Annotated in this window: 20 protein-coding genes and 3 tRNA genes; 7 read left to right on the forward strand and 16 right to left on the reverse strand. The window is 61.9% G+C overall.

Annotated features, from left to right (window positions below; all coding sequences use genetic code 11):
- Positions 1–15 precede the first annotated feature (15 nt).
- Positions 16–1443 (reverse strand): homospermidine synthase, encoded by a 1428-nt coding sequence (locus E5S69_RS24850; RefSeq protein ID WP_171517126.1) that lies wholly within the window; start codon positions 1441–1443, stop codon positions 16–18.
- 254 nt (positions 1444–1697) lie between these two features.
- Here E5S69_RS24850 and E5S69_RS24855 point away from each other — a divergent pair, with 254 nt between their 5' ends.
- The 3 genes from E5S69_RS24855 to E5S69_RS24865 all read left to right on the forward strand — a co-directional run bounded on the left by E5S69_RS24855 (position 1698) and on the right by E5S69_RS24865 (position 4239).
- Positions 1698–2156 (forward strand): hypothetical protein, encoded by a 459-nt coding sequence (locus E5S69_RS24855; RefSeq protein WP_236901426.1) that lies wholly within the window; start codon positions 1698–1700, stop codon positions 2154–2156.
- A 386-nt stretch (positions 2157–2542) separates the two neighbouring features.
- Positions 2543–2875, forward strand: a complete 333-nt coding sequence (locus tag E5S69_RS24860; protein WP_171517127.1) for a helix-turn-helix transcriptional regulator — start codon at positions 2543–2545, stop codon at positions 2873–2875.
- A gap of 2 nt (positions 2876–2877) precedes the next feature.
- Positions 2878–4239, forward strand: a complete 1362-nt coding sequence (locus E5S69_RS24865; RefSeq protein WP_171517128.1) for a type II toxin-antitoxin system HipA family toxin — start codon at positions 2878–2880, stop codon at positions 4237–4239.
- A gap of 46 nt (positions 4240–4285) precedes the next feature.
- On the opposite strand, the gene E5S69_RS24870 is transcribed toward E5S69_RS24865, so the two are convergent.
- The 8 genes from E5S69_RS24870 to E5S69_RS24905 form a co-directional block, all read right to left on the reverse strand.
- A tRNA-Thr gene (locus E5S69_RS24870) sits at positions 4286–4360 on the reverse strand.
- Between the two features lie 31 nt (positions 4361–4391).
- A tRNA-Gly gene (locus E5S69_RS24875) sits at positions 4392–4467 on the reverse strand.
- A 4-nt stretch (positions 4468–4471) separates the two neighbouring features.
- Positions 4472–4547 (reverse strand) — tRNA-Asn (locus tag E5S69_RS24880).
- Between the two features lie 93 nt (positions 4548–4640).
- Complete coding sequence (locus tag E5S69_RS24885; protein WP_171517129.1) at positions 4641–5723, reverse strand: alpha/beta fold hydrolase; 1083 nt, start codon at positions 5721–5723, stop codon at positions 4641–4643.
- Between the two features lie 274 nt (positions 5724–5997).
- Positions 5998–6777, reverse strand: coding sequence for a transcriptional regulator (locus tag E5S69_RS24890; RefSeq protein WP_236901427.1), 780 nt, complete (start codon positions 6775–6777; stop codon positions 5998–6000).
- Positions 6778–7585: 808 nt separating this feature from the next.
- Positions 7586–8707, reverse strand: a complete 1122-nt coding sequence (locus E5S69_RS24895) for a hypothetical protein (RefSeq protein WP_171517131.1) — start codon at positions 8705–8707, stop codon at positions 7586–7588.
- A 169-nt stretch (positions 8708–8876) separates the two neighbouring features.
- Positions 8877–10580, reverse strand: a complete 1704-nt coding sequence (locus tag E5S69_RS24900) for a hypothetical protein (RefSeq protein ID WP_171517132.1) — start codon at positions 10578–10580, stop codon at positions 8877–8879.
- Positions 10581–10820: 240 nt separating this feature from the next.
- Positions 10821–11681 (reverse strand): transcriptional regulator, encoded by an 861-nt coding sequence (locus E5S69_RS24905; protein ID WP_236901428.1) that lies wholly within the window; start codon positions 11679–11681, stop codon positions 10821–10823.
- A 619-nt stretch (positions 11682–12300) separates the two neighbouring features.
- On the opposite strand from E5S69_RS24905, the gene E5S69_RS24910 reads away from it, so the two are divergent.
- The 4 genes from E5S69_RS24910 to E5S69_RS24925 all read left to right on the forward strand — a co-directional run bounded on the left by E5S69_RS24910 (position 12301) and on the right by E5S69_RS24925 (position 16548).
- The gene (locus E5S69_RS24910) at positions 12301–13680 is read left to right on the forward strand and encodes an undecaprenyl-phosphate glucose phosphotransferase (RefSeq protein WP_171517227.1); all 1380 of its coding nucleotides are present in this window, start codon (positions 12301–12303) and stop codon (positions 13678–13680) included.
- 99 nt (positions 13681–13779) lie between these two features.
- Positions 13780–15039, forward strand: coding sequence for a glycosyltransferase WbuB (locus E5S69_RS24915; protein WP_171517133.1), 1260 nt, complete (start codon positions 13780–13782; stop codon positions 15037–15039).
- Positions 15040–15080: 41 nt separating this feature from the next.
- Complete coding sequence (locus E5S69_RS24920) at positions 15081–15638, forward strand: putative colanic acid biosynthesis acetyltransferase (RefSeq protein WP_171517228.1); 558 nt, start codon at positions 15081–15083, stop codon at positions 15636–15638.
- Complete coding sequence (locus E5S69_RS24925) at positions 15628–16548, forward strand: glycosyltransferase family 2 protein (protein ID WP_171517134.1); 921 nt, start codon at positions 15628–15630, stop codon at positions 16546–16548. Before E5S69_RS24920 ends, E5S69_RS24925 begins: the two co-directional genes overlap by 11 nt.
- Here the strand turns inward: E5S69_RS24925 and E5S69_RS24930 are convergent.
- From E5S69_RS24930 to gmd, 7 genes are read right to left on the reverse strand one after another with little or no spacing between them, the layout of a single operon-like run.
- Positions 16545–18092: a hypothetical protein gene (locus E5S69_RS24930; RefSeq protein WP_171517135.1), complete on the reverse strand. Its 1548-nt coding sequence runs from the start codon at positions 18090–18092 to the stop codon at positions 16545–16547. The genes E5S69_RS24925 and E5S69_RS24930 overlap by 4 nt on opposite strands.
- A 60-nt stretch (positions 18093–18152) precedes the next feature.
- Positions 18153–19310 carry a glycosyltransferase gene (locus E5S69_RS24935; protein WP_171517136.1) on the reverse strand — a complete coding sequence of 386 codons (1158 nt, stop codon included), beginning with the start codon at positions 19308–19310 and terminating at the stop codon, positions 18153–18155.
- Positions 19311–19313: 3 nt separating this feature from the next.
- Positions 19314–20549, reverse strand: coding sequence for a polysaccharide pyruvyl transferase family protein (locus E5S69_RS24940; protein ID WP_171517137.1), 1236 nt, complete (start codon positions 20547–20549; stop codon positions 19314–19316).
- 54 nt (positions 20550–20603) lie between these two features.
- Positions 20604–21809 (reverse strand): hypothetical protein, encoded by a 1206-nt coding sequence (locus E5S69_RS24945; RefSeq protein WP_171517138.1) that lies wholly within the window; start codon positions 21807–21809, stop codon positions 20604–20606.
- Positions 21784–23076 carry an O-antigen polymerase gene (locus E5S69_RS24950; RefSeq protein ID WP_171517139.1) on the reverse strand — a complete coding sequence of 431 codons (1293 nt, stop codon included), beginning with the start codon at positions 23074–23076 and terminating at the stop codon, positions 21784–21786. The genes E5S69_RS24945 and E5S69_RS24950 overlap by 26 nt, the downstream gene beginning before the upstream one ends.
- 6 nt (positions 23077–23082) lie before the next feature.
- The gene (gene fcl / locus E5S69_RS24955; RefSeq protein ID WP_171517140.1) at positions 23083–24072 is read right to left on the reverse strand and encodes a GDP-L-fucose synthase; all 990 of its coding nucleotides are present in this window, start codon (positions 24070–24072) and stop codon (positions 23083–23085) included.
- Positions 24073–24077: 5 nt separating this feature from the next.
- The gene (gene gmd, locus E5S69_RS24960; protein WP_171517229.1) at positions 24078–25208 is read right to left on the reverse strand and encodes a GDP-mannose 4,6-dehydratase; all 1131 of its coding nucleotides are present in this window, start codon (positions 25206–25208) and stop codon (positions 24078–24080) included.
- Positions 25209–25235 lie beyond the last annotated feature (27 nt).

Here is a 25235-nt window from a genome sequence, read left to right on the forward strand (position 1 = left end):
GCGCCAGGCCGGCGCCTACGGCACGCGCACGTTGACAAACTGCCATGGATCTTCATCGCCCGCTTCCGGAAACAGTGGCGAGTGCTGCGTCAGCGGCGTCCAGTCGCCATAGACGCCGACCAGTTCGCCCAGGTACGGCCGCGCGATGCGCAGCACGGCTTCGTAATCCAGGTCGTCCGGCTCGACCACGCCCGCGCGCGGATGCTCCAGCGCCCAGACCACGCCGCCCAGGATGCCGGCGCCTACCTGCAGGCTGGTGGCGGTGTTGTGTTCCACGAGTTGCCGGGCGTGGTCCGTGGTCAGCCTGGAGCCGTACCAGTAAACGCCGCGCGCATTGCCCATCAGCAACACCCCGAGCTCATCCATGCCGGCGACGATGTCGTCGCGCAGGATGCGCTGGTTGTCTTGCTTGCGGCCGCCGTTCCCCATCAGTTCGTCGATCGACAACAGCGCGTCATCGCATGGGCGGTAGGCATAGTGCACCGTCGGCCGGTAAACGACTTCGCCGTTGTCGCGCAGGGTGAGGTGATCGGCGATCGAAATCGACTCGCCGTGCGTGATCAGGAAGCCGTGGTAAGGGCCGCCCAGCGGCGTCCAGCTGCGCACGCGCGTGCCGAATCCCGGACGCGTCAGGTACACCGCCGCATCAGAGCCGAACCCGTGCCGCCGCGCATCCGCCGGCCAGTGCCGCTCGTGCGTTCCCCAGCCGAGCTCCGCCGGCTGCATCCCTTCCTCGATAAAGGCGTCGACCGACCACGTGTTGATGAACTCGTTGGCGAGCTTGCGCCTGGCGCCGACCTGCGTGTCTTGCTCGGCGACGTGGATGACGCGGATATCGAGCTGCCGCGCCAGCGTCGCCCAGTCCTCGAAGCTTGCCGGCGGCTCATGGTCGAGACCGTTGTCCGCCGCGATATTGACCAGCGCCTGCTTGACCAGCGCCGACACCAGGCCCGGGTTGGCGCCTTGCGTCAGGATCGCGGTGGGCCCGTCGCGCTTGTCGAGTCGGAATGCCAGCACGCCTTCGCGCAAGGCATAGTTGCTGCGGCGTGACAGCGGCGCGGCCGGATCCGTGGCCGCGCCCGCCCACGGCTCGATCGAGGTATCCAGGTACAGCGCGCCATGCTCCCAGCAATAGCGCACCAGCGCCTCGCTGGAGACGTTGATCGACAGGTTCAGCAGGAAGTCTCCTGCGCCGACGAGGTCTTGCAGGACCTGCTTGTGGTTCTCCTCGGTCAGCGCCTTGGGCACGACACGGATCCCATACGCCTGGGCGATGGAAGTATCGTTGGCGGCCGGACAGACCACGGTGATCTGCCCGGGAGTGATGTCGAGATGGCGCAGCAGGACGGGCAACACGGAGCGCGCGATGCTGCCGAAACCGACGATGAGCATGCGGCCGCGCAGTCCGCCGAATTTCTTGTAGTTGGTTGCCGGGGCGTCCATCGCAGGCTCCATAGATACCACCGCCGACGCGGAGATGACTTCTATCGCTCTTAAGCAATCCATATGCCTGTTGCCAAGGCTCGCGCCATGCACAGCGATATACCGCGGGCCGCGGCCGCCAACTCTGGCCGATGTGGCCTGCGGTAACTATTGCCCGCCGGCACCGGCAAACCTTGCAACGGTGTGCGCGGCAGCACGCGCGGGGGTTGGAACGCCCCTTGCGGCTACGGTGCTTCCAACGCAAGGAGACGATGATGAAAGCACGGACATGGATGATGGCGTGGCTTGCCTGCACGGCGCTGGCAAGCGGTGCGGTACTGGCACAGGGCGCGGGTGGCGCGGGTGGTGGCGCTGGCGGCAGCTCGGGCGGCGGCAGCGCCGGCACGGGCCCGTCGGGCACGACCGGCACCCCGGGCAGCCTGGGCACGCCCGGGACCGGCACCAGCGTGACCGACGGCGGCAAGGCCAGCAGCAGCGACAAGCAAGGTAGCTCGCGCATGTCATCCGGTAAGCGGCATGGCACCGATGCCGGCGCCGGCCATGCCGCCGGGGCATCGGGCGTGACCGCGCCATCCGGCTCGACCGGTTCGCCGTCGGTCAGCGGCTCGGGGACCACGCGTGGCGGCGGAACGGATGCGCCGAGCACGGGCACGGGCGGTACCGGCACGACGGGGCCGTCGGGCGGCGCTCCCGGGACCGGCATGGGGCGCTGAACGAGGCAGGCATGTGGGGGCGGCGCCTCCGCGACTGGCAACCGGTGACACCGTGCATCGCCGCTCTTCGGTGGCCGCCGGAGCACAGACCGGCGCGTGCCCGCCGAAACTTGCGTCCTGCCCCGCGTTCTAGATTTTTATATGGGGAGCTACGCCGCGTGCCGCAGCGCTGAGCGGCGGGTCTGCGGCAGGTTTGCGGCCCGTTGCGGGCGGCCCGGAACCCTCGGAGGCTCCGCCCGGCAGAAAAGGAAATACAGGGAATACAGGGAATACAGGGAATACAGCCAATAGCCTGTTTCCACGAATAACAGGCCAAAGCTTGTAAATGCGCGTAACAGGTAATATCCTGTATCCGTCCGGCGCTCTGCCGGCTCGCACAACGCGCCATGCACTACGCCATCAAGACCATCCACCAGTTGCGTCCGATTCTGCAGGGATTCCGCAAGTCCCGCGGCCTGACCCAGGCCATGATGGCAGAGCATCTCGGGGTCACACAGCAGACCTATGCCGAACTGGAAGCCAACCCCGCCGCCGTCAGCGTCGAACGCCTGTTGCGGGTGCTGCGCCTGCTCGGCGTCGAACTCGTGTTGTCGCAGACCGAAGCTGGCGCCGCCGCGCAGCCCGCGCCCGCCCGCCCCCGAGCCAAGCCCGGGGCGCCGGCGGGCAAGACCGAGCCGGCCCGCCCCGCGACTGGCCGGCGCCCGCGCGAGGACTGGTGACCATGGCGCGCGCGCGGCAAGGCAACCGCCTCGACCTGTGGATGAACGGCATCCCGGTCGGCCATTGGGAAACCGGGGCCGGCGGTGACCGGCTGGTCTATCGCGAAGACTGGATCTCCGACCCGCAGGGACGCCCGTTGTCCTTGTCGCTGCCCTTCACACCGGGCAACCAGCCGCATCGCGGCCCCCCCGTGGCCAACTATTTCGACAACCTGCTGCCGGACAGCGATGTCATCCGGCGCCGGATCGCGGCGCGCTATCGGGCCGGCGGCACCGATGCCTTCGCGCTGCTGGCCAAGGTGGGACGCGACTGCGTCGGCGCCATCCAGATGCTGCCGCCCGGCGAAGCGCCCGAGGCGCTGCAGACGGTCAGCGGCCGCGCGCTCAACGAAGACGAGATCGCGGCACTGCTGCACGAAACCACGTCGGCCCCCGTGCTCGGCCATCGCGAACCCATCGACGACCTGCGCCTGTCGATCGCCGGCGCGCAAGAGAAAACCGCGCTGCTGCGCTGGCACGGACAATGGCAGCTGCCCCAGGGCAGCACGCCGACCACGCATATCTTCAAGCTGCCGCTCGGACTGGTCGGCAACATGCGCGCCGACATGCGCACCTCGGTGGAAAACGAATGGCTCTGCGCGCAGATCGTGGCGGCCTATGGCCTGCCGGTGGCGCAGTGCGAGATCGCCCGTTTTGCCGACACCAAGGCGCTGGTGGTGGAACGCTTCGACCGCAGGCCGTCGAGCCGCGGCACCTGGCTGCTGCGCCTGCCGCAGGAAGACATGTGCCAGGCCACCGGCACCTCGGCCTTGCAGAAATATGAGTCCGACGGCGGACCGGGCATCCGGCAGATTGCCGAGATCCTGTCCGGATCGCGCGCGGCGCCCGCTGACCGCAGCCACTTCTTCATGGCGCAGGTGGTGTTCTGGCTGCTGGCGGCAACCGACGGCCATGCCAAGAATTTCAGCATCAGCCACCTGCCCGGCAGCCAGTATGAGGCGACGCCGCTGTACGACGTCCTGTCGGCGCATCCGGTCATCGGCCGCGGCCGCAACCAGTTGGCGCCGCAGAAGGCCCGGCTGGCGATGGCGCTGCATGGCCGGAACCGCCACTACGCCATCCATGAGATCCGACGGCGCCACTGGCTGGCACAGGGGCAGCGCATTGGCTTCTCGCCCGCCGACGTGGAGTCCATGTTGGACCAGGTGACGGAACGGACCGCGCAGGTCATCGACACCGTCGCGTCGGCATTGCCGACAGATTTTCCGCTGGATCTGGCCGACGCGATTTTTGACGGCATGCGCCGGCACAACCGCAGGCTGGCAACGCGGGCCGAGGCGGATGTGCAAACGCCGGATCTTTAAGCGCCGGCGTTCGCCAGCGCAACGATCGACAAACCGGACGGGAGAATGGTGCCCATGGGCAGGATCGAACTGCCGACCTCTCCCTTACCAAGGGAGTGCTCTGCCACTGAGCCACATGGGCGTGTTCCGGCGTGGGACCACGCGGAATGATCTGGAGCGGGAGACGAGTCTCGAACTCGCGACCTCAACCTTGGCAAGGTTGCGCTCTACCAACTGAGCTACTCCCGCATGCTGGCTCCCCGACCTGGGCTCGAACCAGGGACCTGCGGATTAACAGTCCGTCGCTCTACCGACTGAGCTATCAGGGAACATATCGCCGTTCAGCGAAGCGCGAATTCTACAACATCATCGCGCTGTTTTGAAAGCCCCATCCACGCGGAAACGAAAACCGGCGGCGCCGCTCATGCCGCGTCGCGCGCGGTGCGCACGGGCGCGTGCCGGTCGACATCGATCACGGCCTGCGCAAAGGCGGTCGGCGCTTCCTGCGGCGGATTGTGGCCCACCCCGCCGGTCAGGGTCCGGTGTTCGTACCAGCCGGTGAACTTGCCGGCATAGGCGCTCGGCTGGGGGTGCGGCGCGCCGTTGGCATCGCCCTCGATGGTGATGGTGGGCACGCCGATGGCAGGCGCCGTGGCCAGCCGCTGCTCGATTGCGTCGAAGCGGGGCTCGCCGGCGGCCAGGCCCTGTCGCCAGCGGTAGTTGTGGATAGTGATGGCGACATGGTCGGGATTGTCGAGCGCCGCAGCGCTGCGCGCGAACGTGGCATCGTCAAAGTTCCATTGCGGCGACGCCAGTTTCCAGATCAGCCTGGCGAACTGGTGCGTGTACTTCTGGTAGCCGGCGCGGCCACGGTCGGTGGCGAAATAGAACTGGTACCACCACTGCAGCTCGGCCTCCGGCGACAGCGGCTGCTGGCCGGCCGCCTGGCTGCCGATCAGGTAGCCGCTGACCGAAACCAGCGCCCGGCAACGCTGCGGCCACAGCGCCGCCATGATGTCGGCGGTGCGCGCGCCCCAGTCGAAGCCCGCCACCACGGCATGCTCGATCTTCAGGGCATCCATCAACGCGATCATGTCGACGGCGATGGCCGATGGCTGGCCGTTGCGCAGCGTATCGGCCGCCAGGAACGTGGTCGAGCCATAGCCGCGCAGATAAGGCACGATCACCCGATAGCCGCGCGCCGCCAGCAGAGGCGCCACATCGGCAAAGCTGTGGATGTCATAGGGCCAGCCGTGCAGCAGCAAGGCAACCGGCCCGTCCGCGGGGCCGGCCTCGGCGTAGCCGACGTTGAGCACGCCTGCGTCGATATGGCGGATCGGCGCAAAGGCCGTATGCGTGCCCGGTGCGATCGCGGGCAACGCTGCGCCCCGCGCCCCGCCGGCCTGTGCGTGCGCGGCGCGTTGCAGGCCCAGCGAACCGGCCGCCAGCGTCACCGCGGCGGCACCCAGAAAGCCCCGACGGGGCAGATTGATGGCGTTCGGCATGTGGTTTCTCCTGTATGCGTGTTTGTGAACCCGAACGCAAGTCTAGGAAGCCAACGCATCGGGCATGTGTCTGAAATGCGGCCGGATGTATCGCCGTGTATCCGGGCGCGATGGTCCAATACACCGATACAAAACCGGCGCGCACCGGCGCCGGTTCGCCGCCGCGCGGGCCATGGTCGAGCTGCCGCCTTCGCATGCCGGACTTGCCGCGCACGGCCACTGCCCAAGTAAAAAAGGCGCCGCGGGCGGCGCCTTGCCGGGACCAGCGCAATGCCTAGGCGAAGGACTCGCAAGTGCCCGTCCTGGCCGCTTCCAGCCAGGCAAAGCCGGACCCGATGCGATGCCCCATATCGCGCTCGGCAACCTCGACCGGCGGCAGCGGGTAAGGCTGCGGCTGGTGCTCCGGCGGGGCCGGCGGCTCGTGCGCCTGCAGATCGAGGCAGTGCTCGAAGTCGCTGGCCGCCAGCCGCATGCCGACAAACTTGCCGAACGCATCGAGCTGGACCTGCGAGGTCATGCCGGCACTGCCGCCGATCGCGGGACAGACGATCCATGTGGTCCCGCCCCTGGTGAACAGATGCAGGCGCCTGGCCTGGTCCGCCGGCCGCAGCGCGTGCTCTTCGCCAGCGAGGCCGTCCAGCGCGAACGCTTCGAGGTATTCGTCGGTATGGCGATGGCTCAGGCAGACCACCACCTTGGGGCGCCAGCGCTCCCAGGTCCTGGCAATGAAGCGGAAGCGTTCGCCCTGCCGGCACAACGTCACGTAGCGCTTCTGGGGAATCAGCTCCGGCTGCCCGCGGAATGCCTTGGACCACGTGGTTCGCCCGTCGACATGGGCCGGCAGCGGAAACAGGCTCAACCTGAACTCGGCGCCCACTGGCGAATAGAGATGGCCCCAGTAATAGTGTTCCCAGTCGTTGTCACCGAGCCGGACCCCCAGCGCCTCGGCCCGCGCGGCAGCCATGATGCGCGCCACGCACTGATGGCCGAACCACCTGGCCATGTCGTGCCGATGCTGGTGGCGGAACTCGGTATCCCAGGCTGGTGGTGCCATGCGTGGATGAAGCGGTGCGACGATAGGCTCCGACCAGGCCGGACTTCGGTCGCATATCCAGACGGCAGCCCTTGGATTGCCTCCTTCCATCCCGACGTAGGAGGCAAAATACCGGTCCAGTTCCTGACGCGTGAACATCCGTGTATGCTGCATTTTATCCCTTGCTGCTTAGTGGGACCCCCAATATTTAATGCCGCGACATGCCGCCGCCGCTACGGGCGTGCGTACTGCCGTGGTCATATACGAAAATATTTTTATGCAGTCAGGATATGGACGGCCGCAGGCACCGCTCCCCCGAGCGGCATCCTGGCACCGGTTTTTTTATAATGCCCCGAACTGCCGGTTTGAATGACTTGGACCAGACTCGGCCGGCATGCGACGCGGCCTGCCTGGCAATCCGGTGATGGGGACGGCGGAAGCCGCGAGCGGCTCCGATCCAGCCACTAGGGGCCTGGATTTATTTGAATGGAGCGAAACTTATTCATTATTCGACTTCCCCCTGAAACAAAAGAAATAACTGGCAGCGCAAAGCTGGTGCTGGTCCGCACTCGAATAGTGCAAGCCGGCCCCGAAAAAACCGCAAGCGCCACAGTTCGGCTCAACTGATATAGGGTCTGGACAGCCCTTTATGGATCGGAATGATTTTATCCAAAGCCTTCCGATATAGGAATTTCAATATTCTAAGGTCTGAAATAAGCAGACTGCTGCGCTGCAATATATTTGCCGCGCAATATTTCCATCCCCTCGCCGGAGGGGATAAAAATCTGCGCACGGATTACTGACATGGACGGCCGCCGCGGCGGGCCGCTCAGAATCCCGAAAATCGAATCCCGATCGAGCCATAGCCGTAGTAGCGATCCATCTTGCCGGCGGTGGTGGCGTTGTAGAGGAACGGGATAGTGCCGACGAAGTTGTACAGCGACGCCTGGCCGCGCAGGAACACCTCCACGTTCTTCGCCACCCCGTACGACAATTCCAGGCCGAGCGTATGGTTGGAGCGGATCGGGGCATTGCCGTAGGTTTCGGCGCGGCTGTCGACATTGCTGCGCAGCAGGTATTGGAACTGGTAGCCCAGGCGCGCGGCGAAGCGCTCGTACTTCCAGCGCCAGGACCCGCCCAGGTTCAGGTAGCCCGCGGTGTAATTGAAATCGTCGTTGAAATCCAGGCCAAACTGGCTGGCGTTGACGGCAAACGACGCCGACTGCAGGGTCACGTTGCCCACGTTGCATGGCGCCGCCAGCTGGCCATTGGCGAGATTGTCCGAGCCGATGGCAACATTGAAATTGCAGTTGCCCCGCTGCAGCCGGGTGTTGAGGCTGCCGACCGAGACGCGGCTGACGCCGAGCCCGATAAAGCCGGTGAGCTGGTTGCGCTCGGTCAGTTCGCCGGAGAAGATCACGTCGGCCTGGGCCTGCACATCGTTGGCGTTGTTCACGGTCAGGCTGTTGAACGTGGTGTTGCGGACCATCACCGGCGACGAGCGGTTCAGGCTGCCGGCGTGGTCGCCCCACAGCGAGAAGCGCAGCATGATGCGATCGCGCGCGCCGGCCTCGGCGAGCGGGTCATAGTGCATCGCCAGCATCCATGTATCGATGTGGTTGCGGTCGGCGCCGTACTCGATGCCGCGGCGCCAGTAAGTGGCCGATCCCGACCAGTGCGGCGAAAACTTGTAGCCCAGCATCAGCTTGCCACCGCTGTAATCGCCCGCGTTATCCGACACGGGTCCCTGGCGCCCGCGCAGGTCGAACACGTCGACGCTGCGATTGACCATGTCGTAGCTGGCCTCCACCCGCACCGACGTGAACTCGCCGGTGGCCGGCTCGGCCTGCAGGAAGACATCGTCGGGGGCGGCGCTGGCCGTGGCCACGCACGACAGGCCCAGCATCAGGGCGCAGGCGTGGTCTAGCCGGCGCTTGCGAATCAGCTGCATAGAAGACTCCGAGGCCGCTGGGCAAGCCTCATGCGTGCCGCGCTCCGGGAGGCGCTCGACGCAGACAAGAGAACACCCGGTCAACCTCGCGACTGGCTTGAGACTCGCGTTCGGATGACCGGGCGGCCTGGCCTTCCCCATCCTGGCGGAAGGCACCATTACGCGCCCATCACGGGTTCAGCGTCACCGTAGTCTTGAGGCCGTCACCGACCACCATCTCGGTGTCAGTCTTCACCGATGCCGTCTTGGCGAATTCCACGTCGCCGTTGACCAGCATGCCCACCTTCACATCCCGGCCGCGGACACCGGTGGTTGTGGCAAACGTCACCGGGAAAGTGCTCGTGGCCTTTGGCGTGAGCGCGTCCACCTGCGCCTGGCTCAGCGCGCCGGCAGACCTGAGCTTGCCGAGGAACACCGTGAACGGCAGGTTCAGCGAGCCGCCGTTGGCCGTGGAGAACAGGCTGTCGGCGACGCTGTTGGTCAGGCTTGCCGAGGCAGACAGGTTGCCACTGATCCGGAACGAATAGGCGGTATTGGCAGGCACCACGGCATCCACCAGTTGCGACCCGTTGAACGTCAGCGTCACGTTCTCGATGATGACATCGACCTGGTTGCCACCGTAGGTATAGCTCAACCCGGCGCGCACCTGCGACGGCCCGCCGTTAAAGGCGTTGCCATTCTGCGTCAGCGCAACCTGGATCGAGCCCAGCGTGCCGCCCGAGGCCGAGATCGTGTCGGTGATCGGGTAGTTGGCGCCGTTGATCGTCAGGTTCGACAGCAGCAGGTAGTTGTTCAGCCCGACCGCGTTTGCCACGTTGTTGATGGCGCCGGCGTCCACGGCGCTGCCCAGATCCGCAGCCACCTGCTGGATCTCGGTGGTGTTACCGGTCGAGACCGCAGTGCCTAGTTCAGACAGCGTGTTCGTGATCGATGCATCCGTCAGCCCGTTGGTCGTCACCGCCTGGACCAGCGCCGTGGTCGTGGTGGACTGCGCGCTCTCGGTCACGATGTTGAGCGAGCCGCTTTCCGTCAGCGCCGCCAACGTTTCGGTGGGGTTGCTACCCAGATCGACGGCCTCCAGTGCGGTGCTCACGCTTGCCACTTGGGTCGTGATTACCGGCGCTGCCAGTGCGGCCACATTGGTGGCCACGACGCCGATGTCCGAGCGCAGTTCGGCGGGCAGGCCGGCCTGCGCGTTCTGTACGGCGCTGGACACCACGTTCGTAACCAGCGCAACGCTGGTCAGGTCTGCAGTGGCGGGCGCGCCCGCCACGGCGTTCGCGACTGCCTTGGAGGCCGCTGCGGCCGTATCCGCGGCAGTCAGCGTGCCGCCCTCTCCGAGGCCCGTCAGCGTCTTGGCGACGTGATCGACCAACTGCTGTACCACGACTGCCGCCCGCAGCGCTTCCGCGTCCCGCATCGGATCGAGCGTGGTCAGGTCCTTGCCTCCGAGGCCAAGGCCGGTTGCCAGCGGTGCCGACTGGCCCGCGCCGAGCTGCACCGCCAGGGTTGTCAGCGGCGAAGCCACCGGAATCACGCCCTGCTTGTAATCCAGCGCCGGTGCCTGCAGCACGCCGGTGAACGGCTGGTTGGTACCGATATCGGTGCCGCCGGTCACTCTCAGCGCGCTCTTGGTGCAACCGGCCGGGAAGGTAAAGTCCCCGCTCGCATTCGTGGTCGCAGTCTTGTTGTCGCAGTCAAGGAAGGTGACGGTTGAGCCGGACAGGTAGAAGTCCACTGCCTTGCCGCTCACGCTGGCGGAAGGTTGCGAAGGCGATGGCGAATCGTCGCCGCCGCCACCGCAAGCCACCAGCGTTGCTGCGGCGCTGGCCATGATGCCAAGCATGAAGATGTTCCGGGTTTTGGTTTGCACGCTGCTCTCCTCAGGTCGATACTTCGATACAACGAAAGATGGTGGGGAAGACTGCGCCGGAGTACTGCCGCGCACAGCCTCCGGCGCACTACGCTGCCGCTGATGCCACACGCAAAACTGGCGAGCGGGTGCTGTGTCAGCAGCTTGCAGATCGCGGCAGCCCGCAGATGAACGCATCCACCAATCCGTGTCATCCCTACTTGGCGGGGGAAAGCCAATCCTGTGACGCGGACCATGCGGTCACGCGAACGGTATCTGCGGCCCGCATGCGTCATCACTCATGACGCCCTCGCGATCGGCTCCCCTGCACCGCTCGAGAGCCCCGGGGAAATCGTCCGGCGTCAACCAACGCGTGATGTACCGCCCCATCGCATCAAGCAACACATCGGACATCAATCCCGCTGCGCCGGCCAATGGCGGACAGATGAGCCACGTGGTGCCGTCTCGCTCGAGCACCCGCAAGGTCTTGGGCTGGTCGGCGGGCTGCAGGACCTGGTCGCTTGCGCGTGCCTGCGCCAGCACGAACGCCTGCACGAAGTCGCCGAGGTGCCGCTCGCCCAGGCATATCACCACCTTCGGCTTCCAGAGCCGGCGAATCGCATCGATGAAGGCAAAGCGCTGGCCTTTGCGGCAGAGGTCGAGGTAACGCTGCCGCGGCAACAGTTCAGGCTGGCCGCGGAACGCCTTCGACCACGGTGTCTGATTGCTCAGGCGCGCCGGCAACGGGAACAGGCTGAGCTTGAACTCGGCGCCCTGCGGCGCGTACAAGTCATGGTCAAAGTAGTGTTTCCAGTCCTGCTCGCCTATGGCCGTGTTGAAGACTTGTGCACGCGCGGCCGCCATGATGCGGGCAATCCGCTGGTGCGACTGCCAGCGCTCCATGTGATGACGATACTTGCGACGGTAGGCGGCATCCCATGCGCCGGGTTGGCGTCGCGGGACCAACGGCGCCAACAGCGACGCACCGTTCGGCTGCGGGGAGCTATCGCAGAACCATACCGCAGCGTCCGGATTTCCACCTTCCATCCCTACGTACGAAGCGAAATACACATCCAGCTGTTCCCGCGTGAATACCGTATGTGGCTCTGTCTTCTTTCTCATTTCCTTGCCGCGGTTGAGTGAAGGATGCCCGCTGACATGCCACGTCGGCCGTTGATGGGCATCACACAAACTCGGCGGTTCCGAACCTGCTCGCCAATGCCTTTTATTCTCACCCCCGGTGCGGAGGGGCGCAGGCCTCTCGCTTCCCTCCTTGCGCGGGGTAACGCCGAAGTCCGTTGCACGGCATCGTCGCGCGCGAAAAATCGAAGAAGCCATCGCGAATAGAGGTCCAACGCGTCCTCGGCCAAGGCTAGGCTTTCCCTTCTGATGAAGGGTACCGACGCATTTCGCTGCATCGCATTATTCGCACCTGAAAACACGAAGCATGCCGGCAGCACAAGCGCGCTGCGGTTTCATGGACGGCCCACAAGGAGGCGGCCGTGACCGGGCATTAGCTGACCGCCGCCACGCCATGGAACCGGCTGCAGCAAGGCAGCCCCGCACAACTCGGCTTTGTCCACACCTTGAGCATGCACAGCAACGATGCATGCCATGCAACGAGCCTGGACGCCACTGCGCGCGGACCGGAGGTTCGGAGGAGACAACAAGGGCATGGGCACTCGCTTGAACGCCCATTACTCAACGCTTCTGGGGGAAGCAATTGGGTATCTATCGCGATATGTTCGCCAGGCACCATGATCAGCTCGCGCTGATGGCTCGCCTGCTCGACGCCGGTGCCATATGGCTCGCGGCAATCCTGGCCAGTGAGGTGAGGTTTGACACAGCGCACGCGCCGATTCACCAGTTCATCCAGTACTTCGGCTGTGCGATCGCTTTCATCGTGCTGCCCGGGTTCGACGTTTACACTTCCTGGCGCGGGCGCAGCCTGTTCTCGCTCGCGGCGCGGCTGATGTCCGCCTGGAGCCTGGTCTGGCTGGTCAGCCTGCTGCTGACCTACCTGCTGCATCAGGCCGACTCCCTGTCCCGCCTGTGGATGGTGTACTGGTACGGCTTCTCGCTGGCCGGGCTGGTAGGCCTGCGCGTAGTGACCCGTGCCGTGCTCAACCTGCTGCGCGTTGCCGGAGCCAACAACAAGCGCGTGGTCATCGTCGGCTTTGGCCGGACGGGGCAAGAGATGTATCGCCGCGCGACTGCAAGCCACACCACCGGGTTCAAGATCAGCGGCATCTATGCCCCTGAAGGCGAATCCACGCCGGAGGGACGAAGGCGCATCACCGACAGCACAGACATCGCCGATTTCGCCCGCAAGCACGGGATCCATGAGATCTGGATCACCCTCCCGATGAGCGAGCACCGCCTGATGCAGGAGATCGCCTTTTCATTGCGCAACGACTTCATCGACATCAAATGGATGCCGAGCGTGCTGGACCTGGACCTGCTCAACCACAACGTCGGCAACTTCCTGGGCATGCCGGCGGTGGAAATGAACAAGCCGCCCTCGCTCGGCGTACGCGGGACCATCAAGGCCATCTTTGACCGCAGCTTCTCGGCGCTGGTGCTCGTCGCGCTGTCGCCACTGTTCCTGCTCATCGCCATCCTGATCAAACGCGACTCACCGGGACCGGTCTTCTTCAAGCAGGAGCGCCTGGGCATGGATGGCCGCCTGATCCACGTCTACAAGTTCCGCAGCATGAAGGTGCATGCCGAGCACGGCGTCATCACGCAGGCGACCAAGGGCGACAGCCGGGTGACGCCGATTGGTGCTTTCCTGCGCCGTACCAGCCTCGACGAGCTGCCACAGTTCATCAACGTGCTGAAGGGCGAAATGAGCGTGGTGGGCCCCCGGCCGCACGCCATGGCGCACAACAACATCTACAAGGAGCAGCTGGACTTCTACATGCTGCGCCACCGCGTCAAGCCGGGCATCACGGGCTGGGCCCAGATCAACGGCTATCGCGGCGAGACCGACACCCTGGACAAGATGGCCAAGCGGGTGGAGCACGACATTTTCTATATCCGGAACTGGACCTTCTGGATGGACTTGAGGATCATTTTCTGGACGGCGTTCAAGGGGTGGACGGGGCGCAACGCCTATTGAACTCCGGTCCGGTCGACAGCGCTGCGACGAAGTCGCCGCCATCCCCGCACCTTCCGCGGACCCTGCCATGACCTTCACGAATATCGGCACATCTCTCATATGAAGATCCTCATGTACTGCCTCAACTACGCGCCCGAACTGACCGGTATCGGCAAATACACGTCGGAGCAGGCAGAATGGCTGGTGGCGAGGGGGCATGAGGTTCGGGTCATCACCGCGCCGCCTTACTATCCCGAATGGAAAGTTGCCGAAGGCTATAGCGCGTCCTCCTATGCTCGGGAAATTCACAACGGCGTCACCGTGCTGCGCGCGCCGCTATGGATACCGCACAGGGCCTCCGGACTCAAGCGCCTGGTTCATCTCGCGAGCTTCGCCGCCAGCACCGTGCCGCTGCTCTTCTGGCAGGCACGATGGAAGCCCGATGCCATCTTCGTTGTCGAACCGCCGCTATTCTGTTCTCCGGCGACCCTGCTCTTCGGCAAATTGTTCGGCAGCAAGACCTGGCTGCATATCCAGGACTTTGAAGTCGACGCGGCCTTCGCCTTGGGTCTGCTGAAAAGCAAGCTCGCACGACAACTTGTGGAGCGGCTCGAACGTTGGTTGCTGCGCAAGTTCGACCGCGTATCGACGATTTCCCAAGCCATGAAACGTCTTGCGCAAGCAAAGGGGGTCGAGGCAAGCCGGCTGGTGCATTTTCCAAACTGGGTCGATGTCGCGTCGATTCATCCGCGCGTGCAAGGCGAAAGCATTCGCGAGGCGCTCGGCATCCCCAAGGAAGCGATTGTCGCACTCTACTCCGGAAACATGGGGCGAAAGCAGGGCCTCGACATGCTTGCGGAAGCCGCACAGATCCTCAGGCACTCGGAAAGGATCTATTTCATATTCTGTGGCCATGGGCCGGGCAAGGCTGAACTGGAGAAGGCATGCGAGCCGCTTACCCGCGTAAGCTTCCTTCCCCTCCAGCCTGTTGAGCGCCTCCCCTTGCTTCTCGCCAGCGCGGATATTCATCTGTTGCCGCAGCGCGCGGACGCGGCAGACCTTGTCATGCCATCAAAACTGACGGGCATGCTCGCGAGCGGAAGGGCAATCGTTGCCACGGCCGGCGATGACACCGAGGTAGCCCATGTCGTCAAGGGCCGCGGCATCGTGGTAGCGCCAGGCAATTCATTGGCGCTGGCGACAGCGATCCAGACCCTGGCTGACGACGATGCGCTTCGCATCGCCTATGGTGCCGCCGCACGCCAATACGCGGAAACCAACCTGGGACTTGACAGTCTGCTGGCTCGCTTCGAGGAAAGCCTGATGGCCGCCATTCACGAAAGCGCCCTGGGCAACCGCCCGGCAGAGGGCAGGCCATAGAAAGGAGACCGATGAGCGCATCCCCCACCCACCCAAATACCATGATCATCGAAGGCAACGACCCAACCGTGGAGCCTTCCTTCACGCTGAGCAATCGCCTGGCGCGGCAGCTATGGAACTGGGTATGGCTGTTCCTGTTTCGCCCCAGCCCGCGCCCGATGCACGCCTGGCGCGCCTTCCTGCTGCGCGCCTTCGGCGCCAGCGTGGGCACCGATGTGCACGTGTATCCGGCGGTCAGAATCTGGGCGCCCTGGCATCTCGAAATCGGAAACAACGTTGGCATTGCCGATGGCGTCACCCTCTACAACATGAACCGCCTGCGCATCGGCGACTACGCAGTCATCTCTCAGGGCGCCCACCTTTGCGGAGGATCGCACGACTACAACGCGGCAAACTTTCAGCTGATCGCCGAACCCATCACGGTTGAGAACCATGCCTGGATCTGCGCTGAAGCCTTTATCTCTCATGGCGTAACGCTTCCCGCCGGCGCCGTGGTTGCCGCGCGCTCGGTTGTCAACAAGACGTTGCAAGCTTCGTGGACGGTCTATGCCGGCGTGCCGGCCAGGCCCATTGGCAAGAGAACCCAGCATGAACACTAACAGCCCCGGTATTTCCATACTTATCCTGACGAAGAATGAGGAGCAAGACCTGCCAGGATGCCTGGAAAGCGTCGCCTGGTCAGACGACATTCACGTTTACGACTCGGTCAGTACCGATGCGACGGTGGCGATTGCCAAGGCTTTCGGCGCCCAGGTGACACAACGTCCGTTCGACAACTGGGCAAGTCATCAAAACTGGGGGCTGCAAAACATCAGGTTCAGGCATCCCTGGGTGTTCTATATCGACGCGGATGAACGCATGACGCCCGGACTTGTCGACAGCATCGGTCGCGCGGTCCGCGCCGGAGGCCCCGAAGTCGCGTTCAGCGTGCAGCGGCGCGATTTTTTCATCGGTACCTGGCTGAAGCACGTGCAAACCTCTCCCTTTTACATGCGCCTGTTCCGGCCAGAGAAGATGCGGTACGAACGCCTGGTCAACCCGGTGTCCATCCCCGATGGCCCCACCGCAAAGATCGACGGGTATCTTGATCATTTCCCGTTCAGCAAAGGGCTGTCTCATTGGCTGGCGCGGCATAACAGCTATAGTGACCTGGAGGCGAAGCAGATCATTGATAACCGCCGTCATCAAGCGCCCGTGAGCCTCGTCAAGGCACTCACCAGCTCAGATTTCCATGAGAAGAGATTTCATCAGAAGGAAATCTTTTACCGGTTGCCCATGCGGCCCCTTTTTAAATTTCTAATTCTCTATGTGGGGAAGCGGGGCTTCCTGGACGGTCGCGCCGGATTTACCTATGCTGCGCTGCAATCAATCTACGAGTACTTCATTGTCCTGAAGACACGTCAACTTTCATCCCTGCAACCGGCGCAACCAGCCACGGTAAATCATGGCGCGGAAATCGTAACGATGATCGAGTCGGGTGTGAGGTATCCGCGCGGCGAACGCCGCTAGTCCGCCAGGCGCAGCCCTGCATGCGAGCGGATGCCTCGAATGACATTGCGCTTGACGAGTTCCTGGGGGAAGTCGAGTTTCCGGTTTCCCGCCAGGTAGCTGTCTTCAAATTCCTGGTTGGTTACGCTACGACCGAAGACCGGTATGCCGTCACCAAAATCGCATTGCCTGATGATATTTTTCCCCTGGACTCCCACCATTCTTCCACACTCCCCGGACGACACGCTTCCCGTGAACCTGCTTTCCACAAGCTTGTTCCCCACAACATTATCAGGATCGTCGCTGCCGGCGAAACTGTAATAGCGCGCGCATCGCACCCCATCGTACTGCACCTGCGTCGTATTATTGGCACAGGCGATACGGCCCGCCCTCGTCGCATCTGCATACTGCACCACGGCGTTTCCATGAGCACCGCGATGAACCATCTCGAGTCCAAGGACGCTGCACTCCTCCGCATTGATGTAGTTGATTAACGCGGCCCTCGGGCTGGCTGCACCAAAGTCCACCTTGCCGTTGCTGTAGACGATCTTCCGGCCGTTCTCCTGAATACTGATACCGGTCCGCGGCCTGTCGCCGCTGCCCTTGCCCATCTCGAACCTGAAATTCTCGATTCGCGTCATGAGTGAGCAAAGCGAGGTCTCGCCAATCCCGTCGGCGACTTTCCCGGAGATATTGGAAAATATTGTTCTTTGGTATGTATTTCCATAGATACCCGATTTCGCCGCTTCTATTCTAATGTTATCGAACTTGCAGTTCAGCGTGGCCGAGTCGGAAATATAGAAGCCTCTCGTATCGATTCTGAAATTCCTGATCTGCCCATTGCGCCAGAAAAAAAGAGGAACTTCGTCCCGTCCCAACTGGGATCCATCCAATCGTACCAGGCCACCTTCGAATTCCCTGTCCATGCCATATTTCAACTGCACCATGGCGCCGTTTACCGCCACCACTTCATTCAGGAAAATATACTTATGCACTTTGAATCCGCCCGACGTATAGTATTCGTCGGACATGATGACGACGCTGTCATTAGCTTTCAATGTCGCCGCATCGCGCGATCGGCGCAACCTTACCGCGCTGCCGGCTTCAATCCGCGCGCATGGCATCATTTCCAGTCCTCCGACATACTCGGGATGGAAGTTTCCGGGTACAAAAATCGACGATCGTCTGAACGAGTATTCCTTATTGATGTTCTTCAACGTCGGTAGCCGCGGGTCGCCCACCAGGGAAATATTTGCCCGGTTGATGATGGGCCCGCTGAGGCCGTAACCACCGTACGGGAAATATAGCTCGCCGCCGCCTTTCGCCTGCAGATAGTCTTGGGCAGTTTCGATTGCATGCAACTGGTCAACGTCATAGTCGAAATTCATTACCGCGGCCCGCCGTGCTTCGGACATGAACTCAAAGACGCTGACTGATGGCCCAGGGCCCGACACCACGCTCGCGCTCGCAGCTCGGGTCTGGGGACACTGCCCCAAGGCAGCGGCGGCGAATGCTGCACCGGTCCATCGGGTGACGATTACCCGCCTCATCGGATTGGTCATCATTCCACTCCAAATACCTCGTGCAGCGCTCCAGGGTCCGCCCACGCCGCGTTTCGTTGGTCGCTAGCCGGGCCGCCCATCCTTCAGCACATACTCGTAGAGGTCGTGCACCTTCATGGAGACCGACTCCGTGGAGAAGCGTTCCATGATGAGTTGTCGGCCGGCGTTCGACATCCGGTCCAGATCATGCTGCGACCATTGATCCGCTGCACGGAGTCCCGTCGAGATTGCTTCGCAGCTTTCCCCGATCTCCAGGGCGGCGCCTGCCTCGAATCCGATGGACAAATTGCATGCAGCCGTCATCAGAACAGGGATGCCGGCCGCCCAAGCTTCCAGCACGCCCATTGGAAGCCCCTCGCTCTTTGAAGGCAAGATGAAGACTGTCGCGGCTTGCATGGAAGCCGTCTTGTCGACCCCGAACTGCGGCCCGGCATAGCAGGCGTTCTCATGCGCGCGTGCCAACGCCTCGATACGCATCCGGAAATCCTCTGATCCATCCAGCCATCCACAAAATACCAGCTGCGAGCGCGCGGCAAAGCCGGCGTCCGCGCTGCATTGCTGATCCCAGGCCTCGCAGAGCTCACGCCACCCCTTCTTTTCGTGAATTCTGCCGAAGAACAAATAGATTCGCTTATTTTGAAATCCGTCCATCCACCACTGAGGTTTGTCTGTCGTCGGCGTGGCGAGGGGAAGAAAATTCGGGATCACCATGGACTTGCTGTTTCGTACCATGGAGTCGACATCACCCTTCTCTTTCTTCGTAAGAATGTGAAAGGCGGATGCGCTTTCGAGGAAGCGCGCCTGATACATCTTCGTGACCAGCCATTTCTTGATCGGCGAGCGAGACACAATCCACCGCTCCATGGTCCCGTGCGGCGTGACGACATAGGGCCTTCCACGAATCCTTGACCATAGCAACACGACGAAGCAATGGAACATCCACAGCCCGTGAACGTGCGACAGGTCGAAGTGGCCTCTAAGCAGGTGCATCAGCAGTCCGGGCGAGAAGCCGTAGTTGCTGGGCCCGAAATAGCGGAACGATCTCACCTCGATACCGGACCAATCCGCAATATCTTTGTCAAAGTGCTCGTCTTTCAAGGTAATCACTTCCACCGAGATGTTCGGGTGCTCCCTTACCGCTTTCGCCAAGAGCTTGACCGCCTCGGCCACGCCACCACCCTTCCTTGAAATCGAGCCAACCACAAACGCTGCGCGAATCATGTCTTACTCCTCGCCTTCACGATGGATGGAGCGCATAACGTCCTGCAGCCTCCTGAAATTCCGCTGATACGCGCTGACCGCCGAGGATATTTCGGATTCCGCCGTTGCGAGGTCGCTGAGATCGACCGACAGCCGCTCCACCACGCGCTCAATGTCGACAGCATCGATCGGCGTAGATCGGTTACCCAGTTGAAGGTCGCTCATGATGTACTCGGTCTTCGGCAGATACGAAATGGCGAATGTCGGGCGCCCCGCCATCATTGAAAAAATGCAAGAATGAAAACGAGTCCCGAGAAAGATCGTAGCGCGCCTGATGAGTGCGCGAAGTACCCACGGCTCATGGCTTTTTTCATCGACTATGATCTGTGTCCTGGCGCGCTTCTTTACCAACAACGCGGTCGGCAAGTCCTCGGAGACCTGGTTGAAAATGACCGGCAACACTCCGTGCTTCGCTGCCATGCGGTCGGCAATTTCCGCGACCGCGGACACATAAGAATCGTAAGCGGCATCAGGATGCTCATGTCGCGGGAAGGTCCAGCCCACCACGGTTATTCCCATAACCAGCCTGCCCTGGTCGAGCCCAAGCCGCCTTAGCTCGGGAACGATCACCGCATCGTCCTCTTCCACCCTGTCATTCCAGAACGCACTGTCGCCAGTCCGGTAAACCTGCCGCTCGGGAATGGAAAGTTCCCGGATCAGAAAGTCTGCTGAATAGCTTTCGCGCGGGCAAAGGTGGGAAACCCGCGCCAGCACCCGGGCGGCCAGCCATCTTGCTAAGCGACCATGCAAGGGCCCGATGCTTTGAGGACCGAGCACGACCTCCTTCCGCAGTCGCGTCGCCAGTCCAATATGGAATAAGGCGACGATGTAGGCGAAGTTCGTATCGTGTATATAGCCACCCGGTGCGCTCACGACGACGTTGCACTCTCGCATGGCATCCAGGGTCTTTTGCTGTTCCGGCGGAAGCAGTTTCTGCAGTTGCCGGAATCCAGGTACGGTGGCGAGCCAACTTGCCAGCAGCAGGCAGAGGGTGCGCGCCCTGTCTCCCGGTGCATTCCCGATGCGCTCCGACCAGGCGATATCCGGATGAACCCGCCTCGCATTGTCAGCCCCTTCGAACACAGCCGCCGAGATGGCGGCCTTGGGATTCCAGGCCCGGATTTCCGTCAGACACTCATCCAACAGCACGGAATCACCGCGATTGGAACGCCCATATGCATTCACCACGAGTACTTTCATAGCTACGCGCCCAATGTTATTGCGAAACTTGCATGACGGTGGCCGGGGAGGCTCTCAGCGAACCCGGGTGCGATCGACAAGAAAAATAATGCCGAAGCAGAAAAATGAAACGCACAACTCTGTCAATATCCCCGCGACGGCGCTATCGACCTTTGTGACAAACAGAACGGACGCCACCACCACCATACAAGTCAGGATTGCGTGAAGCGACGGCAACCAGTTCCACGAGACAATCTGGTAGTGATAGAAATATGAGGAACTGAGCAGCCAGCAGGCGCCGTGGGTGCATACCGCAACGATCAGCGCCGCAGATAGCCCCAATCTGTCCCGGATCAGAAACAGCGCCAGCCCACCGCAAAGCAATCCAGCCACACCAGCCAGGATGGTCGGGTATTGGGCGCTGAACGTTCTGAATCTCCGCGTTCCGCTATTCAAGGTCATACTGTGGAGCTTGCTGTATCCGGACCGCCGCAACAGGATCACACACTGGTTGAAGACGCCGGAAAAGGACTTCATGAAATTGAATTTCGCGGCCTCGTGCCCGCCGCCGGCGCCCAGAATGGAAACGGAGATGACCCGCGCTATGACTTGCCCGGGAAGAAGCGTAAGGGACACCACGAATCCCTCCTTGATCAGATAACCGATCGACTCCCGGTCAAGGCTGGCACGCCGCCTTGCCCCCTGCTGGCGCTGCGCCCAGCGTAGCGTCATCAGCGCAATGCCGGCCAGCGCCGCGCCGTTTATCCATCCGGCGATCTCAATGCGTAATGAGAATCCGAAGAACAAGCTGGACGAGACATAGACCGCCACCAGCAAATAGTTCAGGCCGGATATCAGGCCATATGCCGACTCCTCGTCGGCCACATCGAGGAATCCGGACATGTTGGCGATGCTGAACCAGAGACCTACGGACGAGGCCAGCAGGAAGCGCTTTACCCCGTCATCGCCGTAAAGTTCGCCGGGAACAATGATCAATGCAATCGTCACCAGCAACAGGATCGGGAGCCTGGCAATGGCAAACTCGAGGGGATTCTGCGTCTGCATGTCGGCACTCGCGGCCTGCCTTTGCAGCACCTGCCCGCCCCAGTCGATCACCACAAGCAGAAGCGCATTTACCCCCAGCGCGGTGGTCAACGCGCCTGCCAGCGGGTGCTCTGTTGAGATCAGGACAAATGACGTGAGCAGCATCGATCCCTGGCCAATGAATGCTCCCATGACCAGGTTCACCAGTTTCCTATTGCGGGTGAAGGACAGGAACATAGCGCGCCTTGTACTCGGACTTCGTCATTAACCGTTCCAATAGCAGATAAATGACCACGATCAATCCCACGCGGTACACACCGATATCCACACCACCGCGAACCAGAATAAATCCGATCAGCGTCGAAAGAACACCGGTACGCAGCCGGCCGATAGCCTCGTTCGGTGCGTGCGCGGCGTAATTTTCCGCCTTGGCCACAATCCATCCAAAAATCAAAGCCATCATGGCCAGACCAAAATAGTCAAATGCAATGACGCTTTCCCCAAACAGGCCTGGCGGCACCCCTCCATCCGTATCGCCGAAAAACTCTTCGCGAACTCTACGGCTCAACTGGATCGGTTTATCGGGCCAGATTGCGCGGGGGACGAAGGCCACCAGGGCGTTCAGATAGACCTCGCCATAATCATTTCCGCGGCGCTCGGCATATATTTGTGAAAGCGCGATATGATCGATGAACGGCAACCCCGTATAGGAGGCTTCAACGATCGAAGCCGCACTCATTTCGAACTGTGCGCTCGCGCCTTGTGCCCTGTATCGTTCGTAAATGATATAGCCAGAAGCCACTACCAAAGCGGCCGCCAGCGCCAGGATTCCAAGGAAACCGGCCGCGGTGATTCGCTTGACCCGGACGATCAGCATCGAAATCAGGAAGAGCAAGAGAATGGAGCGCCCTCCCGAAAGTGCGAGGAATATCGATTGCAGCACCAGTCCGACCACGAACAAGCAGCGCAGCCATCGCGGCGGCTGCTTGGCCTTGATCAGTACCTGCAATACCAGGCAATAGACATTCACTCCTATCATTACCGGAAATAAAAAGTTCAGTGCGGAACTCTCAACAACGGTGCGCGCGTAGGCAGCCTTTACCCATTCCTGGACGCCCTGGTAAAGGTAGACCGTCAATGAAACTTCCAGAGCAATAACGAACAGCTGGATACAGACGTAGCGCAGCAGCTTTCTGTTTGACGGCAAGTTGAGCGCCGCTTGCACATGGCGCAACCTTCCCTTGCTTTTTCTGAATAACCTGTAGGAGACGAAAGCCGCGAAGTTCACGGCCGCCACCGGCACCCACGGAATGTCTTCCACCCTTATCAGCCACGGTGCTATCAATATCGAACGTGTCACCAATTCGCTTTCGATCAGCGCACCAAGCAGCCAGCACCCGAGCAGGGTGTACACAAAGAAGACCGTGGAGGCGGAAAAAATGCCCCGCCTGGCACACCAGGCCAGGGGTATCAGATAGAACGGAAGCGTGACGAGACTGTACATTGGGGGCTATTGGCGAACGGCACTTTCCGCGTTCGAGCGCGCCAGGGAAGAGAGGAAATCCTCGTATGCCAGACGAAGACCTTCTTCGAGACCGACTTCATTGCGCCACCCCAGTGCTTTGAGCAGTGAGTTGTCCAAAAGCTTGCGCGGCGTACCGTCGGGCTTGGTGGGATCGGTTTCGATCTTTCCCCGATACCCTACAGCGCGCTTCACCATCGCAGCCAGATCCGCGATGGAGTACTCCTCGCCTGAGCCAATGTTGATGTGGTTCTGCATCGGCAGCGTATGGGCACGATAGACTTCCGGCGCAAGGTCCATGACATGCACACACGCGCGCGCCATATCTTCGACGTACACGAACTCGCGCTTAGGCCTGCCGGTACCCCAGATCACCACCGTCTCGGCATCATCCTGCTTCGCCTCATGAAAACGACGAATCAGCGCAGGAATGACATGGCTGTTTTCCGCGTGGTAGTTGTCTCCCGGACCGTACAGGTTTGACGGCATGACGCTGCGGAAATCCGCTCCGTACTGACGGTTATAGCTTTCACATAGCTTGATTCCGGCGATCTTCGCTATCGCATATGGCTCGTTGGTGGGCTCGAGTTGCCCCGTGAGCAAAGCAGCTTCGGCCATTGGCTGCTCCGCCAGCCGCGGATAAATGCAACTGCTGCCGAGGAACAAAAGCTTGGCGACACCCGCGCGCCACGCCTCATGGATGACATTCGCCTCGATCATCAAGTTTTCATAAATGAAATCAGCCGGAAAAGTGTTGTTCGCGTGGATCCCACCGACCTTTGCGGCGGCAAGGTATACCTGATCGACATCCTCCTGCGCGAAGAACTGGCGCACGGCATGCTGGTCGGTCAAGTCCAGTTCATCGTGACTGCGCGTCACGATATGCACCGCACGTGAGGACGCCCGCAGCGCGCGGACGATGGCGCTACCCACCATGCCACGATGACCGGCGACGAAAATTCGAGTGTTCTCCTTCATGTCCACTACTCCACGCTGACCGCAACTTCGAATCCATGCTGCTTTAGCAATGCATGGCGCCGGGCCTGGTCCAGATCGCTCGCAACCATTTCTGCAATCATCTCGTCCAGCGTGATCTCCGGCTCCCAACCCAACCGGGCCTTCGCCTTGCCAGGATCCCCGAGGAGTGTTTCCACTTCCGCCGGACGGAAATACCTCGGATCGACCTTGACAATCACGTCCCCGACAGCCAGGGCCGGTGCCTTGTCGCCGCTGAGCGCGGCTACCACGGCCACCTCGTCGACACCCTTCCCCTCATACCGCAGCGTGATCCCAAGCTGACTGGCGCTTCGGTTGATGAACTCGCGCACGCTCACTTGCTTGCCCGTGGCAATGACGAAGTCATCCGGTTGCTCCTGCTGCAGCATCAGCCATTGCATGCGCACATAATCATGCGCGTGCCCCCAGTCCCGAAGCGAATCCATATTGCCCATGTACAGGCAGTTTTCCAGGCCTTGTGCGATGTTTGACAGGCCGCGGGTAACCTTGCGCGTCACGAAGGTTTCACCGCGACGCGGGCTTTCGTGGTTGAACAATATCCCGTTGCAGGCATACATGCCGTACGACTCACGGTAGTTCACGGTAATCCAATAGGCATACAGCTTCGCTGCGGCATATGGGCTGCGCGGGTAGAACGGAGTTGTTTCCTTCTGCGGAATCTCCTGCACCAGGCCGTACAGTTCCGATGTCGATGCCTGGTAAAAGCGGGTCTTCTTCTCCAGGCCAAGAATGCGGATCGCTTCGAGCAGGCGCAGCGTGCCGAGCGCGTCCACGTCTGCCGTGTATTCCGGAGACTCGAAGCTCACGGCCACGTGGCTTTGGGCGCCAAGGTTATAAATTTCGTCCGGCTGGGTCTGCTGCACGATGCGGATCAGATTGGTACTGTCGCTGAGGTCGCCGTAGTGCAACACGAAATTCCGGTGGCTGACATGGGGATCCTGATAGATGTGATCCACGCGCGAGGTGTTGAACGAGCTGGCCCGGCGCTTGATACCGTGAACGATATAGCCTTTCTCAAGCAGAAATTCAGCCAGGTAAGAGCCGTCCTGGCCCGTGATGCCGGTGATGAGTGCGGTCTTTTGAGTCGTCTTGGTCATTGTCATGTTCCGGTCTCGGATTCCGTC

The organism is Cupriavidus necator, assembly GCF_013141915.1.
GTDB classification, from domain to species: domain Bacteria; phylum Pseudomonadota; class Gammaproteobacteria; order Burkholderiales; family Burkholderiaceae; genus Cupriavidus; species Cupriavidus necator_B.

What these genes read in the sequence shown, in the direction of transcription:
- E5S69_RS24850 (WP_171517126.1), bottom strand. Translation starts at nt 1,443, where the DNA reads ATGGACGCCCCGGCAACCAACTACAAGAAATTCGGCGGACTGCGCGGC.
- E5S69_RS24855 (WP_236901426.1), top strand. Translation starts at nt 1,698, where the DNA reads ATGAAAGCACGGACATGGATGATGGCGTGGCTTGCCTGCACGGCGCTG.
- E5S69_RS24860 (WP_171517127.1), top strand. Translation starts at nt 2,543, where the DNA reads ATGCACTACGCCATCAAGACCATCCACCAGTTGCGTCCGATTCTGCAG.
- E5S69_RS24865 (WP_171517128.1), top strand. Translation starts at nt 2,878, where the DNA reads ATGGCGCGCGCGCGGCAAGGCAACCGCCTCGACCTGTGGATGAACGGC.
- E5S69_RS24885 (WP_171517129.1), bottom strand. Translation starts at nt 5,723, where the DNA reads ATGCCGAACGCCATCAATCTGCCCCGTCGGGGCTTTCTGGGTGCCGCC.
- E5S69_RS24890 (WP_236901427.1), bottom strand. Translation starts at nt 6,777, where the DNA reads ATGGCACCACCAGCCTGGGATACCGAGTTCCGCCACCAGCATCGGCAC.
- E5S69_RS24895 (WP_171517131.1), bottom strand. Translation starts at nt 8,707, where the DNA reads ATGCAGCTGATTCGCAAGCGCCGGCTAGACCACGCCTGCGCCCTGATG.
- E5S69_RS24905 (WP_236901428.1), bottom strand. Translation starts at nt 11,681, where the DNA reads ATGAGAAAGAAGACAGAGCCACATACGGTATTCACGCGGGAACAGCTG.
- E5S69_RS24910 (WP_171517227.1), top strand. Translation starts at nt 12,301, where the DNA reads ATGTTCGCCAGGCACCATGATCAGCTCGCGCTGATGGCTCGCCTGCTC.
- E5S69_RS24915 (WP_171517133.1), top strand. Translation starts at nt 13,780, where the DNA reads ATGAAGATCCTCATGTACTGCCTCAACTACGCGCCCGAACTGACCGGT.
- E5S69_RS24920 (WP_171517228.1), top strand. Translation starts at nt 15,081, where the DNA reads ATGATCATCGAAGGCAACGACCCAACCGTGGAGCCTTCCTTCACGCTG.
- E5S69_RS24925 (WP_171517134.1), top strand. Translation starts at nt 15,628, where the DNA reads ATGAACACTAACAGCCCCGGTATTTCCATACTTATCCTGACGAAGAAT.
- E5S69_RS24930 (WP_171517135.1), bottom strand. Translation starts at nt 18,092, where the DNA reads ATGATGACCAATCCGATGAGGCGGGTAATCGTCACCCGATGGACCGGT.
- E5S69_RS24935 (WP_171517136.1), bottom strand. Translation starts at nt 19,310, where the DNA reads ATGATTCGCGCAGCGTTTGTGGTTGGCTCGATTTCAAGGAAGGGTGGT.
- E5S69_RS24940 (WP_171517137.1), bottom strand. Translation starts at nt 20,549, where the DNA reads ATGAAAGTACTCGTGGTGAATGCATATGGGCGTTCCAATCGCGGTGAT.
- E5S69_RS24945 (WP_171517138.1), bottom strand. Translation starts at nt 21,809, where the DNA reads ATGTTCCTGTCCTTCACCCGCAATAGGAAACTGGTGAACCTGGTCATG.
- E5S69_RS24950 (WP_171517139.1), bottom strand. Translation starts at nt 23,076, where the DNA reads ATGTACAGTCTCGTCACGCTTCCGTTCTATCTGATACCCCTGGCCTGG.
- fcl (WP_171517140.1), bottom strand. Translation starts at nt 24,072, where the DNA reads ATGAAGGAGAACACTCGAATTTTCGTCGCCGGTCATCGTGGCATGGTG.
- gmd (WP_171517229.1), bottom strand. Translation starts at nt 25,208, where the DNA reads ATGACCAAGACGACTCAAAAGACCGCACTCATCACCGGCATCACGGGC.